Source organism: Mycobacterium intracellulare ATCC 13950, assembly GCF_000277125.1.
Taxonomy (GTDB): domain Bacteria; phylum Actinomycetota; class Actinomycetes; order Mycobacteriales; family Mycobacteriaceae; genus Mycobacterium; species Mycobacterium intracellulare.
Map to the genome: position 1 here is coordinate 1,722,475 of NC_016946.1, position 15,821 is coordinate 1,738,295.

Sequence of the window (15,821 nt, forward strand, 5' to 3'; positions counted from 1 at the left end):
TCAGCCACTCACCGCCTGCTCACGCGCCCACCGATAGTCGGCCTTGCCCGACGGGCTGCGCTCGATGACCGGACGGAACACGATCGCCTTGGGCAGTTTGTAGCGCGCCAACGTGTTTGAGGCGTGGGCCACCAGCTCGTCGGCCTCGGCGCGGGCGCCCTGGGCCAGCGCCACGACCGCGACAACCTCCTGGCCCCACCGTTCGCTCGGCCGCCCGGCGACCACCACGTCGGCCACGGCGGGATGCGACGCGATGGCCGTTTCGACCTCCTCGACGAAGATCTTCTCGCCGCCGGAGTTGATGGTCACCGAGTCGCGGCCGAGCAGTTCGACGGAGCCGTCGGCGCCGTGGCGCGCGCGGTCACCGGGGACGGCGTAGCGAACGCCGTCGATCACCGGAAAAGTCTTGGCGGTCTTGGCCGCATCGCCCTTGTAGCCGAGCGGAACGTAACCGCGTTGGGCCAGCCAGCCCATCCCCTCGTGCCCGGGTTCCAGGATCGCCGTCAGATCCTCGGCGGCCACGAACGTGTCCGGCCCGGCGTTGAACGTGCCGGTCGCGACCGCCCCCGAGGTCGACATGTGGTGCATCTGCGCCCCGGTCTCCGACGAGCCGACGCCGTCGACGACGACGGCGTTCGGCAGCACTTCGATCAAGCGCTGCTTGACGTACGGGGTCAACAGGGCGCCGCCGTTGGCGACGACCGCCAGCGACGACACGTCGGCGATCCCTTTCTCGATGGCGGCGACCAGGGGGCGGGCCATCGCGTCACCGACCACCGTCACCACCGCGACCTTTTCCCGCTCGATGGTGCGGACCACGTCGTCGGCGTCCAAATGATCGACGACCGTAGGGAAGACGACGGATTGGCCCGTGGTGATCGCGGTCATCACGCTCCACTGGGCCGCACCGTGGATCAGCGGGGGCAGGATCATCAACTTGGTGCCCGGCCCCGCGGCCGCGCGCTCCACGATCTCGTCGATGGACTGGGACGGCTCGCCGGTCATGAGGTTGCGCCCGCCGAAGGACGTCATGAAGATGTCGTGCTGGCGCCACAGCACGCCCTTCGGCATGCCGGTCGTGCCTCCGGTGTACAGGACGTACAGGTCGTCGGCGGAGTGCTGCACCGGCGGCGGTTCCGGGGACACGGATGCCAGGGCGGCCTCGTAATCGATTGCGCCGTCGAGCAAGTCGTTGCCCGAGTCGTCGGCGATCTGGATCAGCACGCGTAGCTGTGGCAGGTCGGGGAGGATCTCGGCGACGCGCGGTGAGAACGCGGCGTGGTAGAGCAGCGCGGTGGCCCCCGAGTCCGCCAGCAGATACTGCAGCTCGCTTTTCACATAGCGGAAGTTGACGTTGAACGGGGCGACCCGCGCCTGGAAGCTGCCCAGCAGCGCCTCGACGAATTCGTTCCCGTTGTAGGCGTAGAGGCCGAGCAGGTCTTGGCCCACCTCGTGGCCAGCCAGCGCGTCGCGCTCGGTGTGACACCCCAGCCCCTGCGAGTGCAGGTAGGCGGCCAGCCGGTTGGAGCGGTCGATCACCTGCGCGTAGGTGTACCGGCGATCCCCATGGATGATCAGCTCGCGGTCGGGGATGGCCGCCGCGACGGCCTTCGCGACGGCAGGCACCGTGAATGTTGTTGTGGTGTCGGACATCGTGCCTCTCACGGCTGGTGGGGTAGCAGGCGAACCATCAGGCCGTTGGCTTCGCTGAGCAACGTGCCGTCCGCGTCTGTCATAGTAGCGTCAATGAAAACTTTCCTGCCCTCGGCTTTGGTGATGCGCCCCTGAGCGCTCAGCGGCTGGTCGATCGGGGTGATATTCCGGTAGTCGACATGCAGGTAGGCGGTGCGCGTCGGCCGGATCTCCGCGGTGGACACCACCATGCCGAACAACCAGTCGTAGAACAGCGGGATCATGCCGCCGTGCACGGCCCGGTTCCCGCCGATGTGCGAGGCGGTGAAATGCCCGGCCATCCTCACACCGTCGGGGCCGGACTCGGTCACCATCCAGGGCGGCAGGAGGGGATGGGCCAACCCGGGCAGGGTCAGCACCCGGCCGGCCACCGCCTCGATCTCCGGGACCTGGTGGCCGTCCAGCAGCGCACAGGCGTTCTCCAGGTGCGCCGTCGCGGCGGCCCACAGCGCGGGGTCCGGCTTGGTGGACACGGTCAGGTCCTGCAGGCGACGCAGCGCGGCGACGAACGGGCCCAGCTCGGCGGGAGCGTCCTCGACGGGCTTGACGTCGGGGAACCCGCCGCGAACTTCCGGCGCGGTATCGGTCATCGGGCTCCCTTGTCCCAGGCCTGCAGCAGATCGTCGGTGCTGGTGACGGTGGCCAGCAGCGACAGCGTGTTGGCGATCATCGCTGCACCATAGTCGGCGGGGATGCCGGCCACCGCGTCGCGGGGCAGGACCACCCGGTAGGCGGCGTTGACCGCGTCCATGACGAGGTTGGGAATCGCGATGTTGAGCGAAACGCCCACCACGACAATGGTGGATACGCCGAGATTGCGTAACACCGAGTCCAGATCGGTGCCGCCCATCGGGCCCACGCCGTGCCAGCGGCGCAACACCAAATCGGAAGGCTCCGGCCCTAATTCGGGCAGCAACTCCGCACCCGGTGTGCCGGGCGTGATGTCGACCCGGTTGCCGCCGCCCATCGCGAAGATCTTCGCGTTGTGATTGGAGCCGAGCCCGTCGGGCCGCCGTTGCACCAGGCAATGCACAACGCGCACCCCGGCCGCCCGGGCCGCGGGCAGCAGGCGCGCGATGTTGGGCAGCGCCTCGCGGCGAGCCTCCTCGGCGAGCATGGCCAGACCGGCATCGGGACCCATCACCGCGCCCTGGCACTCCTGGGTGACGATCGCGGTGTGCTCGGGTGCGGCCAGTCCGGCCAGCGGGTCCGTCATGCGGGGGCGCCCACCGGCGCGACGTCATAGAACTGCGTCGCCCACTTCCGCAGTGCCATATAGCCTTTCGCATCGACTTTGGACAGCGGCGGACGCTCTACGTACTTTTGGTAGCGCCAGATCTGCAGGTCGTCGAACACGGTGGACAAGAACTGCTTCTCGATGACCTCCCGGAGCTTGCCCTCCGGCACGGGGGAGTCATCGCCGGGGATCCGCGGCCACCAGATCGAGTAGAACAGGTCCGAACACTCGTCGTCGACCGGTGTGCACGTGAAGATCAGCCGGTGATTCTGCGCGCCCTCGAAAACGCTGATCGCCCCGCCGAGGCCGAACAGGTGGCTGTGGAACCGCAACGCGAGGTCCTCGGGGTCGTCGCTGTTCGCATCAGGCCAGCCGGCGATGAACTGCCACTCGTGGTCGACGATCTTCCAGTCGAGGACTCGGGGTGTCACCGTGGCGTGGTGCACGTACTCGAAATGGGCGCTGTCGGGGGCGTTCTCGGCCACGATCTGCGGATGCACCGGCTCGCGCTCCGCGCGCCGGGAAAACTCCGGATATGCCCGGTAGTAGGCCGCCGGATCGGTCTCGAATTGGGGGAACTTCCTGAAGATGTCCGGCATTTCCCACTGCGGTTCCTTGCCGTCCGGGTGGTGCCAGATGAACACGCAGTCGTATTGCTCGCGGACGGGATACACCTTCAGGTGTAGCGCGCGGTTGGGTCGGTCCGGCTGATAGGGGATGTATTTGTTGCAGCCGTCCGGGCCCCAGCGCCAGCCGTGGAAGGGGCACTCGACGCAGTCGCCGACCACCTTGCCGCCGTGGCCGATGTGGGCGCCGAGGTGTTTGCAGTGCGCTTCCAGGACGTGCAGCTCGCCCGACTCGTCGCGGTAGGCCACCAGGTCCTCGCCGAAATAGTGCAGCGGCCGGACCTCGCCGACGGGAAACTCCGGGGACCAGCCGACCATGAACCAGCCGGTGACCTTCCAGGTGAAGGGGACTTTCACGTCGGCGCCTCCCGCGATCGTTGATACTAAATCCATTACAGTATAGATTTCAGCAGTCCGGCCCGCGCGCGGCAAGGGAGTGAGATGACGACAGCGGCTGACGAGCTGGAAGCCATCCGACAGCTCAAGGCGCGCTACTGCCGTTTCCTGGACACCAAAGACCTCGAGTCCTGGCGCGGAGTGTTCACCGCCGACGTCGTGGTGACGCTCGACATGGCGGTGTCCACCGCCGGTGCGGACCCCCAGACCGCGCCGCCGATCGAGGGCGTCGAGAACTTCGCACCGATGGTGATGGGCGGCCTCGAGGGCGTGGCCACCAAACATCACTGCCACACCCCCGAGATCACGCTCACCTCGGCCACCACCGCGACCGGCATCTGGGCGATGGAGGACCTGCTGATCTTCGGTGACGGCCGCGAGTTGTACGGCGCCGGGCACTACCACGAGACCTACGAGAAGCGGGACGGTCGTTGGCAGATCAAGTCCTTGCACCTGACGCGAACCATCTTGAGGATGACCGGCGGTGACGATGGCCGACGCTGATCCCTCGTTCGACGTTCTCGTCATCGGCGCCGGATTCTCCGGGCTGTACATGCTGCACCGGCTGCGGGAACTCGGGCTGCGCACCCGTGTGCTGGAGATGGCCGAAAACGTGGGCGGCACCTGGCTTTTCAACAGATACCCCGGCGCGCGGTGCGACATCGAGAGCATCGAATACTCCTACAGCTTCTCCGAAGAGATTCAGCAGGAGTGGGTGTGGACCGAGTCGATGCCGGCCCAGCCCGAGATCGAGGCCTACCTGAACTTCGTGGCCGACCGGCTCGACCTCCGCCGTGACATCCAATTCGGCACCAAGGTCGTCGCGATGACGTTCGACGACGAAGCCGCGACGTGGTCGGTGCGCACCGAAACCGGCGAAACCTTCCGCGTTCCCTTCGTCGTCGCCGCCTCCGGCATCCTGTCGGTGCCGTTGGAACCCGACATCCCCGGGATGGGCACGTTCGCCGGGCTGTCGCTGTTCACCAGCCGCTGGCCCGAGGGCGGCGTCGACCTCACCGGCAAGCGCGTCGGCGTCATCGGTACCGGCTCGACCGGCGTCCAGCTCATCCCCGTCGTCGCCCGAGAAGCCCTGCAGCTGTCGGTATTTCAGCGCTCACCCGCCTACACCCTGCCCTGGCGGGTGCATCGCTTCGCCTCGGGCGAGCTCGACGACATGAAGGCCCGGTATGGCGAGATCCGTGCGGCCCAGCGCGCCCACCCGATCGGCGCGGCCCGGCTGAGCGCCTTCTCCGTCCTGCTCGAAATGCTCGGCAGGCCGCCGCTGAAGTCGGCGACGCGCGAAGAACAACTGAGCGCCATCGAGGAGCACGGCGTCATGGGCGCATTGAACTGGGGCGACATCTTCTTCGACATCGAAGCCAACCGGATGGCCGCCAAGCTGTACGGCGAGGCGGTGGCGCGGATCGTCAAGGACCCGGAGACCGCCGCCTCCCTGGTGCCGGTGCATCCGTTCGCGTGTAAGCGACCGATCATCGACCAGGGCTACTACGAGACCTTCAACCGCGACAACGTCACCCTGGTCGACCTGCGCAAGTCGCCGATCCGCGAGGTCACGCCCGCCGGCATCCGCACCGAGGACCGGCTGCACGAGCTCGACGTCATCGTCTACGCCACCGGGTTCGACGCCATGACCGGCGCGCTCAGCCGGATCGACGTCCGCGGCCGCGGCGGCGTCTCGCTCGGCGAATTCTGGGCCACCGAAGGCCCGCTGTCGTATCTGGGCCTGGCGGTCGCCGGGTTCCCCAACCTCTTCACGGTTCAGGGCCCCGGCAGCCCGAGCGCCGCGACGAACTTCGTCGCCGCCCTCGAGCAGCACGTGGAGTGGATCGGCGACTGCCTCGCGTACCTGCGCGCCCACGACATCCGCACCATCGAGGCATTGAGCACCGCTCAGCAGGAGTGGATCGACCACGCCACGGCGCTTGTTGCGCCGACGGTGCTGGTGCATCCGTCGTGCAACTCCTGGTACAACGGTGGCAACGTGCCCGGCAAGAAACGGATGTACATGGGCTATACCGGCGGAATCCCCGAATACCGGCGGCGCTGTGACGAGATCGCGGCAAGCGGATACACCGGGTTCAAACTGGCGTAGCTGTTGAAGGTGAGCGACATGGCGAAGGCATTGAACGGGCTGAGCCTGGCCAAAGACGCGGCCCGGGAACTCGGAATGCTGGTGCCGCGCACCGTGGCCGGCCTGCAGGAGTCCACTAATTGGTCCCCGTTGTCACCGCGCGGTGCGCGCCAGTTCGGTGAGGTCATGCTCGATGAGCTTGTGCTGAGCGGCTTTTCGCTGCTCGGTGGGAGCCCCGCGGCGATGCGCCCGCTCGATGCCTGCATTGCGGCGGCCGAAGAGCTCTCGGCGCTCGGCATCGACCGCGCGCATGGCGACCCGAAACCGTTGCGGGAAGCCTCGATACGTCGGCACCGCATCGCCGGCCTGGCATACGAACGGGTGACTTTCGAACACGATCCCGCGCTGCCGCCGAGCTTGGAGGCCGACGGGTTGGGCGGCCCGGCACGGGCGGTGGTGCACGTGTGCCGGCACCGCGACGGCCCCCGACCCTGGCTGGTATGGGTGCACGGCGCCGGCCAGGGCGGCACCGAAGACCTGCTGATGTCCGGCATCGGCCGGATACATCGCAAGCTGGGCTTCAACATCGCGCTGCCGGTGCAGCCGGGTCACGGGTGCCGGCGCCGGCAATGGCCGGCGTACCCCGACATGGATCCGCTCGGCAACGTCGCGGGAATGATGCGGGTCGTCTCGGAGGTGCGCGCCGTGGTGCGCTGGGCACAGGCGCAAGGCACCGCCGTTGTGGTGGCAGGGATTTCGATGGGCAGCCCCGTGGCCGCACTGGTGTCGCATCTGGAAAAGCAGATCGATGCGGTGGCCCTGTACACGCCCATCCTGGGACTCAACGCGATGATCGCGCGGCACCTTCAGCGTTGGGGGCCCTCGCGCGACGGATTTCGCGAGCTGCTGGAATCTCCCGTCGTCACCCAGCTGACCTCGGTGATCGACCCCCTGGCCGTCACGCCGTCGCCGCCGCCGGAACGCCGGCTGATCGTCGGGGCGTGGCACGACCGGATGGCGATGCGCGAGCCCGCCAACGCGTTGCAGGAACGGTGGGGCGGCCAGTTGTACTGGTACGACGGCAGCCACGTCGGGCACATCTTCTCCCGGCGCGTGCAGCGCATCACCGACCGATTCCTGCGCGACGCGGTGCCCGGCTGATGGCGCCCACCTGGACGGCGCGCACCGTCGTCGAACTCTACAACCTGGTCGTGTGGAACGAACGCAACATCGAGCTGGCCGAGGAGTTGTTGGGCGACACCGTCATTCGGCACGAGGTCGGTTCCTCCCGCACGCTGACCCACGCCGAAGCGGTCCAGCGGGTGGTGGACATGTGGCAGGCGGCCGAATCGTTGCACTTCGACCTCAACGTCGTCATCGAGGGCGACGACGGCGAACACGTGGCGATCGTCTACGACTCGACGATCAAAACCAAGGACGGCACCGAAACCAACATCGCCAGCATCGAGGTGTTCCGCGTGGTCGATGGCAAAATTACCGAGGTTTGGAACTGCGGCTACCAGCAAGGGGTTTGGAATTGAGTGATCGTACGCTTGATGAACTGGGCTTCTATCTGCTGGCCGGCGCGGGCGGTGAGGGCCCGGCGACCTTGATGGACGAGGCCCGCCGTGGCGAGGAACTGGGCTTCGGCACCGGATTCATCTCCGAGCGCTGGAACGTCAAGGAGGCGTCGTCTCTGGTCGGGGCGGCGTGCGCGGTGACCACTCGCATGCAGATCGCCACCGCCGCAACCAATCACAACACCCGCCACCCGCTCATCACGGGATCGTGGGCGACCACCATGCATCGTCTCTCCGGCGGCCGGTTCACCCTGGGCGTCGGCCGGGGCATCGCAGCGATCTACGGGGCCTTCGGCATCCCGGCGGTGACGACGGCGCAAATGGAGGATTGGGCCCAAGTCATGCGCCGGCTCTGGCACGGCGAGCTGATCTTCAACCACGACGGCCCAATGGGCAAGTACCCCATCCTTTTTCTCGATCCGGACTTCAACGAAGACATCCGGCTGGCCCTGGTGGCCTTCGGACCCAACACGCTCGCGCTCGGCGGCCGCGTGTTCGACGACGTCATTTTGCACACCTACTTCACCCCGGAGACCTTGCAGCGCAGCGTCAAAACCGTGAAGTCCGCCGCGGAGAAGGCGGGCCGCGACCCCGACAGCGTGCGGGTGTGGTCGTGCTTCGCGACCGTCGGGGACCACCTGCCCGAAGAGCTGCGGCTGAAGAAGACCGTCGCGCGGCTGGCCACTTACCTGCAGGGCTACGGCGACCTGCTCGTCCGAACCAATGACTGGGATCCCGCTGTGCTGCAGCGGTTCCGCGAAGACCCGGTGGTCACGTCGATCGCGGGCGGGATCGACCACAAGGGCACGCCCGAACAGATCGAGCACATTGCGACGCTGATTCCCGACGAATGGCTGGAGCCCTCGGCCACCGGGTCCGCCCAACAGTGCGTGGACCGCATCCGCAAGGAGTTCGACTACGGCGCCGACGCGGTCATCATGCACGGCGCCACGCCCGACGAGCTCGAGCCGATCGTCGCGGCGTATCGCGAATCGGTAGATGCAATCTCGCGGCAGTCTTAAGGCAGGATGACCGTCCGGGACACCGGCTCCGCGGCGGCCTGCCTGCTCGACAGGCCACGCTTCAAGGACGCGAGCAGAGCATCGCGCGTCTCGCGGGGATCGATGAGCTCGTCGAACCCCATGTGTTCGGCCGATCGATAGGACGCCTCCAGCTCGGCGTTGCGCAGCTTGGCCGAGAGGTCTTCGCCGGCGTGTGAGGCGCGGCTCAGCGCCGCGGCGCTCATGGCGCCCATCGTCGCGCCGGGGTAGGCGAAGGTCGCGACCTGATGATCGAAACCCAACAGCGACATGACCATCGAGCCGAACCCGTACGCCTTACGCAGCGTGAGGTGCAGCTTCAACGTGGTGGCGGCCGTCTGCGCGGCGAACATCCGCGCACCGGCGCGCAGCACGCCGGCGCGCTCGGATCGGCTGCCGGGCAGCATGCCCGGATTGTCGGCGAGGAACACGATCGGCAGGTGGAAGGAATCCGCCACCATGATGAAGTGGGCCGCCTTGTCCGCGGCGTCGGCGTCGATGGAGCCCGCGAGCACCTGGGGCTGATTGGCCACCACCGCGACCGGGTGGCCGCCGAGGTGGGCGAGTGCGCAGACGATCGCCCTGCCGAACTGGGGCTGCACCTCGAACCAGTCGGCGCTGTCGAAGACCACGTCGAGCACGGCCCGCATGTCGTACACGCGGCGGTTGTCCCGGGAGACGATGTCGAGCAGCTCCGGCGTCGCCCGCGGGTCGGCGGCCGCACCGGTCGGTTGCGGCGACGGGTACGACCAGGCGCTCGGCGGGAAGTACGACAGGTAGCGGCGGACGTCGTCGAGCACCGCTTCGTCGTCCTCGGCGACATTGTGGATCACGCCGCTGGGCAAAGCGACGTCCGGCCCGCCCAGGTCCTCCTTCGAAATGTCTTCTCCGGTCGACTCTTTGACGACGGGGGGACCGGCGGTGAAGATCGCGCCCTGCCGGCTCATGATCCGGAAATCGCAAACCGGGGCCACCAGGGCGCCGTGCCCGGCCGAGGGGCCGAGGACGGCGGCGACGGTCGGGACGCGCCCCGAGCACTGCGCCTGCGCCAGCAGGTCGGTCGGGGTGCGCCCGTAGTGCCCGCCGGTGGGGCGAAAGCCGGCGCCTTCGAGCAGCATGACCAGCGGGATCTTGTCGCGCAGCGCCAGTTCGGCGATGCGGTACCGCTTGGAATTGCCGCCGGGACCGATGCTGCCGGCCAGGGTCGTGAAGTCCTCGGCGCCCAGCATCACCGGTGAGCCGTTGATCTCACCGGAGCCCACGACCAGCCCGTCGGCCGCGGTCTCACCACCGACGAGGGTGCCGAGCTCACGGAACGTGCCCGGGTCGAGGAGGTACTCGATCCGCGCGCGGGCGTCGAGCTTGCCCTTGTTGCGGTGCTTGTCGAGCCGCTCCGGCCCGCCCATTTCGAACGCGTGCTGACGGCGGCGCTCGAGATCGTCGAGCGTTTCTCCCCAGTCCTGGGCTTTCGGCATGCCTATGTCCTACCTCATCGAGGATCCGTCGCGCGACGAATCACAGCGTGGCGACCCGCTTGCGGTCACCACGGATTGCGGGGTCACATACTGGATTGCTTACTGTAAAGTTACCCGCATGCCTGACGCGCCCCGCCTCAAGGTCCGTCTTCGGCCGGCGGGGGTGCCCCGAATCGAGGAGTTTCACCCGTGAGCGCAACCACGATGGACGAGGCCGCCAACCTGCTGGCGGACCCGTTGGCCTACACCGACGAGCAGGGGCTGCACGCGGCGTTGACGCACCTGCGCGCCAACGCCCCGGTGTCGTGGGTGAAGGTCCCGAATTACCGACCGTTCTGGGCGATCACCAAACACGCCGACATCATGGACATCGAGCGTGAAAACATGCTCTTCACCAACTGGCCGCGTCCGGTGCTCACGACCGCCGAAGGCGACGAGATGCAGGCCGCCGCGGGTGTGCGCACGCTGATCCACATGGACGACCCGCAACACCGGGTGGTGCGCGCGATCGGCTCCGACTGGTTTCGCCCGAAGGCGATGCGGGCGTTGAAGGTTCGCGTCGACGAACTGGCCAAGATCTACGTCGACAAGATGATGGCAGCCGGTCCCGAATGCGACTTCGTTCAAGAGGTCGCGGTCAACTACCCGCTCTACGTGATCATGTCGCTGCTGGGCCTGCCCGAGGCAGACTTTCCCCGCATGCTCAAGCTGACCCAGGAACTGTTCGGCAGCGACGATTCCGAATTCAAGCGCGGCAGCTCCAACGAGGATCAGCTGCCGGCGTTGTTCGACATGTTCCAGTACTTCAACGGCGTGACGGCGTCCCGCCGCGAGCACCCGACCGAGGATCTCGCCTCGGCGATCGCCAACGCCCGCGTGGACGGCGAACCGCTGTCGGACATCGACACCGTCTCGTACTACCTGATCGTCGCCACCGCGGGCCACGACACCACCAGCGCCACCATCTCCGGCGGCCTGCAGGCGCTCATCGAGAACCCTGACCAGCTGCAACGCCTGCGCGACAACCTCGACCTGATGCCGCTGGCCACCGACGAGATGATCCGCTGGGTCACCCCGGTCAAGGAGTTCATGCGCACCGCCTCCAGCGACACCGTGGTGCGCGGAGTGCCCATCGCCGCAGGCGAATCCGTGCTGTTGTCCTACGTATCGGCCAACCGCGACGAGGAAGTCTTCGACGACCCGTTCCGCTTCGACGTCGGTCGCGACCCCAACAAGCACCTGGCCTTCGGCTACGGCGTGCACTTCTGCATGGGTGCGGCGCTGGCCCGCATGGAGGTCAGCAGCTTCTTCTCCGAGCTGCTGCCACGCCTGGAATCCATTGAACTGACCGGTGACCCGGAGCTGGTCGCTACGACCTTCGTCGGCGGGCTCAAGCACCTGCCGGTTCGTTACTCACTGCGGCGGTGATCGGGCTCCGCCCGTACTCCTAACGGCATGCTGGCACTTCCCCCGGCTCAGCTGAGTGCAGATGGTGGTGGGGCGTTGGCCGAACAGTGAACTCGTCGTTGAGCGGCGGCCCGCCTGTCGCGTGATCGCTACACTCCCCGTGGAGGTCTCGCAATGACGCGCAGGACGATTGTCATCACGGGTGCCAGCGACGGCATCGGCGCGGCTGCGGCGCGTCGCCTCTGCCGCACCGGCGACCAGATCGTCGTGGTGGGCCGCACCCCAACCAAGACCGCCGCGGTGGCCGCCGAATTGGACGCGGACCACTTCGTCGTCGATTACGCCGACCTCTCCCAGGTGCGGGCGCTGGCGGGCAAGATTCGTTCGCAACATCCGCGTATCGACGTGTTGCTCAACAATGCGGGCAGGATGGCCAGCAAGATCGAGCTGACCCCCGACGGCTACGAACGCACCTATCAGGTCAACTACCTGGCGCCGTTCCTGTTGACCACCCAATTGCTGGATGTGCTGCTGGAGTCACGCGCCACGATCGTCAACACGTCCAGCTCGTCACAGCGGCTGCTGCGCAACGTCAAGCTCGCCGATTTCGACACGACGGCACGGCACCGGCCCAGCACCGCCTACGCGGTGGCGAAGTTGGCAAACATCTTGTTCACCAAGGAATTAGATCGCCGGTATCGGGCCGATGGCCTTTCGGTGGCAGTGGTCCACCCCGGTTTCGTCAACACAAATATCGGTCATTCGTCCGGCTCGCGGTTTCTGACGACCATGCAACGCACGCCCGTCAGCCGAATGATCAAGTCCGCGGATGATGGCGCCGATCAGCTGGTCTGGTTGGCGACCAGCGTGCCCGGCGTCGACTGGGCGGTCGGCGAATACTACGCGAAAGGCAAAGTCGCCAAAGCCAATCGGGCGGCCTACGATCCGATCCTCGCGCGCGAACTCTGGGATCACACCCTAACCAAGCTTTCTTGGCGCTATCCTTTCGATACTCAATAGTATCCATTCGATACCAGGGAGTATGCTGCTGACCATGTCTCCTGTCAAGGCGCACCGAACCCGCCCCACCCGCGGCGAGGTTCGCGACCGCATCCTGGACGCGGCGTCGAAGGTTTTCGCCGCCGAAGGCTTCGCCGGGGCCACCATCGATGCGATCGGCCAGGCCGCGGGTTTCACCAAGGGAGCGGTCTACTCGAATTTCGAATCCAAAGATGAGCTGTTTTTGGCCCTGCTCGACCGCGAATTCGAGCTCCGCGGCGAGCAGATCGCCACAGCGCTGGACAGCAGCGGCGGCGACACCGGTGCGGCCGCACGGGAATTGAGCCGGTCATGGCTGGACGCGGTTCGCGACCATTCCGATTTCTACGTGCTGTTCGTCGAATACTGGCTGCGCGCCCAGCGCGACAACCAGCTGCGCGAGCGCCTCATCGAACGCCGCCGCGCCGCCGCCGCCCACCAAGCGGTGCACATCGTCAAATCGAGCCCGTCCGTGGCATCCGATCGAGAGCTCGCCGACCTCGCCCAGCTCGTCGTCACCATCAACCTCGGCGTGGCGATGGAAGAGGTCCTGCGTCCCGGGACCATCAACCCCGACCTGCTAGCGCAGCTGGTCACCGCGGTGCTGGGATCGATTCGGGCTTCCGCCGGTCAGGGAGGGCCTCACCATGGGTACGAATGACGGGCCGGACGCCGCGGCGCCGGTGATCATCGCCCGCGGATTGGGGGTCGACGGTGAGCACGGGCCGCTCTTCTCGGGGGTCGACCTAACCCTGACGTCGGGATTTCACGCGATTCAGATGCCCGGGGGCCCAGGGCAGACCACGCTGCTGCTGACGCTCGCGGGACGTTTCAGGCCGAGCCACGGCACGCTCACCGTCCTCGGCGAAACAACCCCGCGCGCGATCCGCCGGCAGTGCTCGATCGCGGCCTTCGAAGGCATCGACGAGCTGGAGGATTCGGTGACCGTGGAGACCGTGCTCGCCGAGCAACGGCGGTGGCTGGCGCCGTGGTATTCGTCGGTGCCGCTTCAATCGGGTCCGGCCGAGCTGGCCGAGGTCTTCGGCGAGATGGCCCCGCCGTCCGGCGACACCTACATCGTCGAACTGTCAGACCTCGAACTGTTTCTGCTGCGCATCACGCTGGCGTTGTTGTCGAATCGGCCGATCCTGGTGGTCGGCGACCTCGAGCAGGTTCGCGACAATTCCCGGCGAACGATCGCGGCCGACAGGCTCGGCGTGATCGCCGAGCAGCGCACCGTCGTCGTCGGGGTGACCAACCCGCTCGGCACGGAGGCGCCCGACCACGAACTACACGATCACCGCATCCTGACCGGAGAGGGCTGAACGATGTTGGCTGGACTCGCCTTTGGCTCGGAGATCAAACGTTTCGGCCGTAGCCGCTTGACGCGCGTGGCGATCGTCGTACTGATGCTGCTACCCCTGGTGTACGGGGCGCTGTACCTGTGGGCGTTCTGGGATCCGTTCGGCCACACCAACAAGATGCCCGTGGCGTTGGTCAACTCCGATCGTGGTGCCGTCGTATCCGGGCAACAGTTCAACGCCGGCGCGGAGATCGCCAAGAGCCTTACCGCGGACGGCGGCCTTGACTGGCACGTCGTGGACCTAGCGGAGGCACGCAACGGAGTCGACCACGGCAAGTACTACTTCATGGTCGAATTACCGCCCGATTTCAGCGCGGCCATTGCGTCGCCGGTGACCGGGCAACCCAAGAAGGCCAACCTGATCGCCGTCTACAACGACGCCAACAACTACATCTCGACGAGTATCGGTCGTACTGCCATCGGCCAGGTGCTCAACGCCGTGTCCAGCCGGATCTCGGGACAGGCCGTCAATCAGATGCTGTCGGTGGTGGTTTCGTCGGGATCGGGGATCAAGCAGGCCGCAGACGGGGCCGCGCAACTCGACGACGGCGCCGGTCAGCTGGTGTCCGGCCTGGATACCGCGCGGTCCGGATCGGCAACGCTTGCCACGGGCGCCAAGCAACTGTCAGACGGAATCAACCAGGCCACCGACCCGCTGCTCGCGGTGACCAAGGCGGTGTCGCAAATCGGCGGCAGCACGCAGCAATTGCAACAGGGCGCGGCAGCTCTTGCGCAGGCCAACGACCAACTCGGTGCCATCGCCGGGGCGCAGGATGCCGCCGCAAACTCGCTGTCATCGGTGATCGACCAGCTCTCCGCACGACAGGATCCGCTGGCGAACAACCTGCGCGGCATCCAGGATCAGCTCCGGGGTCACCAATTCACGCCTCAGATCCGCCAGCAGCTCACCGACGCGCAGAACGCGGCGATCGCCATGACATCGGGGTTACGGAACCCGGGCAGCCCCCTGGGGTCGGCGCTCGATCAGGTCGGCAGCAAGGGACAGGAGCTGACGAACAAGCTCACCCAGCTGCGCGACGGAGCCCAGCAAGTCGCCACCGGCAACGCCGAATTGGCCGGTGGCATCGCCAAGCTCGACGACGGCGCACGACAACTCAAGGCGGGATCGGCCGAGCTGGCGACCAAACTCGCCGACGGGGCCAAGCAGGTACCCAACTGGACAAGCCAGCAAAAGGATGCGGTCGCCGAAACCATTGGTGGTCCGGTGCAACTCGAGGCTTCACATGAGAACGCCGCGCCCAACTTCGGCACCGGGATGGCTCCGTTCTTCCTCACGCTCGCCTTGTTCTTCGGTGCGTTGGTGCTGTGGATGGTGCTGCGGCCCTTGCAGACTCGCCCGATCGCGGCGGAGGTGCTCGCATTCCGCGTGGTGCTCGCCAGCTACCTGCCCGCCGCCGCGATCGCGCTATTCCAAGCCGTCATTCTCTACTGCGTGGTCCGGTTCGCCCTCGGTATGCACGCCGTCCATCCGGCGGCCATGCTGGGGTTCATGGTGCTGATCTCCGGTGCGTTCGTAGCCGCGACGCAGGCGATCAACGCGCTTGTCGGTCCAGCGGTGGGCCGGGTGCTGATCATGGCTCTGCTCATGTTGCAGCTCGTCAGTGCGGGCGGCATGTACCCCGTGGAAACCACGTCACGGCCGTTCCAGATCCTGCACCGCTTCGACCCGATGACCTATGGCGTCAACGGGCTCCGGCAGCTCATCCTGGGCGGCATCGACGCCCGACTATGGCAGGCGATCATCGTGCTGGCCGCGATAACCGCTGTCGCACTGGCGATCTCCTGCCTGTCGGCGCGACGAGACCGGCTCTGGAATCTCAGTAGGCTGATCCCCGCGATCAAGATGTAAGCAGG

The 15,821-nt window shown here is 66.8% G+C and carries 15 protein-coding genes; 10 read left to right on the plus strand and 5 right to left on the minus strand.

Annotated features, from left to right (window positions below):
- From OCU_RS33255 to OCU_RS33270, 4 genes are read right to left on the minus strand one after another with little or no spacing between them, the layout of a single operon-like run.
- On the minus strand, window positions 1–1,653 hold the full coding sequence (locus tag OCU_RS33255; RefSeq protein ID WP_014379623.1) for an acyl-CoA synthetase: 1,653 nt from the start codon (window positions 1,651–1,653) through the stop codon (window positions 1–3).
- Window positions 1,654–1,661: 8 nt separating this feature from the next.
- A complete protein-coding gene (locus OCU_RS33260) occupies window positions 1,662–2,282 on the minus strand; it encodes a PaaI family thioesterase (RefSeq protein WP_014379624.1) in 621 nt (206 codons plus the stop codon).
- Window positions 2,279–2,908: a cysteine hydrolase family protein gene (locus OCU_RS33265; protein WP_014379625.1), complete on the minus strand. Its 630-nt coding sequence runs from the start codon at window positions 2,906–2,908 to the stop codon at window positions 2,279–2,281. The genes OCU_RS33260 and OCU_RS33265 overlap by 4 nt, the downstream gene beginning before the upstream one ends.
- A complete protein-coding gene (locus OCU_RS33270) occupies window positions 2,905–3,912 on the minus strand; it encodes a Rieske 2Fe-2S domain-containing protein (RefSeq protein ID WP_009957694.1) in 1,008 nt (335 codons plus the stop codon). Before OCU_RS33270 ends, OCU_RS33265 begins: the two co-directional genes overlap by 4 nt.
- A gap of 84 nt (window positions 3,913–3,996) precedes the next feature.
- Here OCU_RS33270 and OCU_RS33275 point away from each other — a divergent pair, with 84 nt between their 5' ends.
- Genes OCU_RS33275 through OCU_RS33295 form a run of 5 tightly spaced genes read left to right on the plus strand, consistent with a single transcriptional unit; the run spans window position 3,997 to window position 8,645 of the window.
- On the plus strand, window positions 3,997–4,455 hold the full coding sequence (locus OCU_RS33275; protein WP_009957692.1) for a nuclear transport factor 2 family protein: 459 nt from the start codon (window positions 3,997–3,999) through the stop codon (window positions 4,453–4,455).
- Window positions 4,442–6,064, plus strand: coding sequence for a flavin-containing monooxygenase (locus tag OCU_RS33280; protein WP_014379627.1), 1,623 nt, complete (start codon window positions 4,442–4,444; stop codon window positions 6,062–6,064). Before OCU_RS33275 ends, OCU_RS33280 begins: the two co-directional genes overlap by 14 nt.
- A gap of 18 nt (window positions 6,065–6,082) precedes the next feature.
- On the plus strand, window positions 6,083–7,204 hold the full coding sequence (locus OCU_RS33285; protein WP_026071495.1) for a PHB depolymerase family esterase: 1,122 nt from the start codon (window positions 6,083–6,085) through the stop codon (window positions 7,202–7,204).
- The gene (locus tag OCU_RS33290; protein WP_008254988.1) at window positions 7,204–7,584 is read left to right on the plus strand and encodes a nuclear transport factor 2 family protein; all 381 of its coding nucleotides are present in this window, start codon (window positions 7,204–7,206) and stop codon (window positions 7,582–7,584) included. The genes OCU_RS33285 and OCU_RS33290 overlap by 1 nt, the downstream gene beginning before the upstream one ends.
- Window positions 7,581–8,645 (plus strand): TIGR03857 family LLM class F420-dependent oxidoreductase, encoded by a 1,065-nt coding sequence (locus OCU_RS33295; protein ID WP_036458535.1) that lies wholly within the window; start codon window positions 7,581–7,583, stop codon window positions 8,643–8,645. Before OCU_RS33290 ends, OCU_RS33295 begins: the two co-directional genes overlap by 4 nt.
- Here the strand turns inward: OCU_RS33295 and OCU_RS33300 are convergent.
- Window positions 8,642–10,138 carry an acyl-CoA carboxylase subunit beta gene (locus tag OCU_RS33300; RefSeq protein WP_014379629.1) on the minus strand — a complete coding sequence of 499 codons (1,497 nt, stop codon included), beginning with the start codon at window positions 10,136–10,138 and terminating at the stop codon, window positions 8,642–8,644. The two genes, OCU_RS33295 and OCU_RS33300, sit on opposite strands and share 4 nt — an antisense overlap.
- 204 nt (window positions 10,139–10,342) lie before the next feature.
- Between OCU_RS33300 and OCU_RS33310 the strand changes: the two genes are divergently transcribed.
- The 5 genes from OCU_RS33310 (at window position 10,343) to OCU_RS33330 (ending at window position 15,816) form a co-directional block, all read left to right on the plus strand.
- Window positions 10,343–11,566: a cytochrome P450 gene (locus OCU_RS33310; RefSeq protein ID WP_014379630.1), complete on the plus strand. Its 1,224-nt coding sequence runs from the start codon at window positions 10,343–10,345 to the stop codon at window positions 11,564–11,566.
- Between the two features lie 153 nt (window positions 11,567–11,719).
- Window positions 11,720–12,565 (plus strand): SDR family NAD(P)-dependent oxidoreductase, encoded by an 846-nt coding sequence (locus tag OCU_RS33315; protein ID WP_014379631.1) that lies wholly within the window; start codon window positions 11,720–11,722, stop codon window positions 12,563–12,565.
- Window positions 12,566–12,587: 22 nt separating this feature from the next.
- Window positions 12,588–13,244: a TetR/AcrR family transcriptional regulator gene (locus OCU_RS33320; protein WP_009957684.1), complete on the plus strand. Its 657-nt coding sequence runs from the start codon at window positions 12,588–12,590 to the stop codon at window positions 13,242–13,244.
- On the plus strand, window positions 13,231–13,908 hold the full coding sequence (locus tag OCU_RS33325; RefSeq protein WP_008255000.1) for a P-loop NTPase family protein: 678 nt from the start codon (window positions 13,231–13,233) through the stop codon (window positions 13,906–13,908). The genes OCU_RS33320 and OCU_RS33325 overlap by 14 nt, the downstream gene beginning before the upstream one ends.
- 3 nt (window positions 13,909–13,911) lie before the next feature.
- On the plus strand, window positions 13,912–15,816 hold the full coding sequence (locus OCU_RS33330; RefSeq protein ID WP_029385645.1) for a YhgE/Pip domain-containing protein: 1,905 nt from the start codon (window positions 13,912–13,914) through the stop codon (window positions 15,814–15,816).
- Window positions 15,817–15,821 lie beyond the last annotated feature (5 nt).

Bases quoted from the DNA above. Each gene is read 5' to 3' on its own strand.
- OCU_RS33290 (WP_008254988.1), top strand. From the start codon at position 7,204: ATGGCGCCCACCTGGACGGCGCGCACCGTCGTCGAACTCTACAACCTG.
- OCU_RS33260 (WP_014379624.1), bottom strand. From the start codon at position 2,282: ATGACCGATACCGCGCCGGAAGTTCGCGGCGGGTTCCCCGACGTCAAG.
- OCU_RS33330 (WP_029385645.1), top strand. From the start codon at position 13,912: ATGTTGGCTGGACTCGCCTTTGGCTCGGAGATCAAACGTTTCGGCCGT.
- OCU_RS33275 (WP_009957692.1), top strand. From the start codon at position 3,997: ATGACGACAGCGGCTGACGAGCTGGAAGCCATCCGACAGCTCAAGGCG.
- OCU_RS33285 (WP_026071495.1), top strand. From the start codon at position 6,083: ATGGCGAAGGCATTGAACGGGCTGAGCCTGGCCAAAGACGCGGCCCGG.
- OCU_RS33280 (WP_014379627.1), top strand. From the start codon at position 4,442: ATGGCCGACGCTGATCCCTCGTTCGACGTTCTCGTCATCGGCGCCGGA.
- OCU_RS33320 (WP_009957684.1), top strand. From the start codon at position 12,588: ATGCTGCTGACCATGTCTCCTGTCAAGGCGCACCGAACCCGCCCCACC.
- OCU_RS33300 (WP_014379629.1), bottom strand. From the start codon at position 10,138: ATGCCGAAAGCCCAGGACTGGGGAGAAACGCTCGACGATCTCGAGCGC.
- OCU_RS33265 (WP_014379625.1), bottom strand. From the start codon at position 2,908: ATGACGGACCCGCTGGCCGGACTGGCCGCACCCGAGCACACCGCGATC.
- OCU_RS33310 (WP_014379630.1), top strand. From the start codon at position 10,343: ATGGACGAGGCCGCCAACCTGCTGGCGGACCCGTTGGCCTACACCGAC.
- OCU_RS33315 (WP_014379631.1), top strand. From the start codon at position 11,720: ATGACGCGCAGGACGATTGTCATCACGGGTGCCAGCGACGGCATCGGC.
- OCU_RS33325 (WP_008255000.1), top strand. From the start codon at position 13,231: ATGGGTACGAATGACGGGCCGGACGCCGCGGCGCCGGTGATCATCGCC.
- OCU_RS33255 (WP_014379623.1), bottom strand. From the start codon at position 1,653: ATGTCCGACACCACAACAACATTCACGGTGCCTGCCGTCGCGAAGGCC.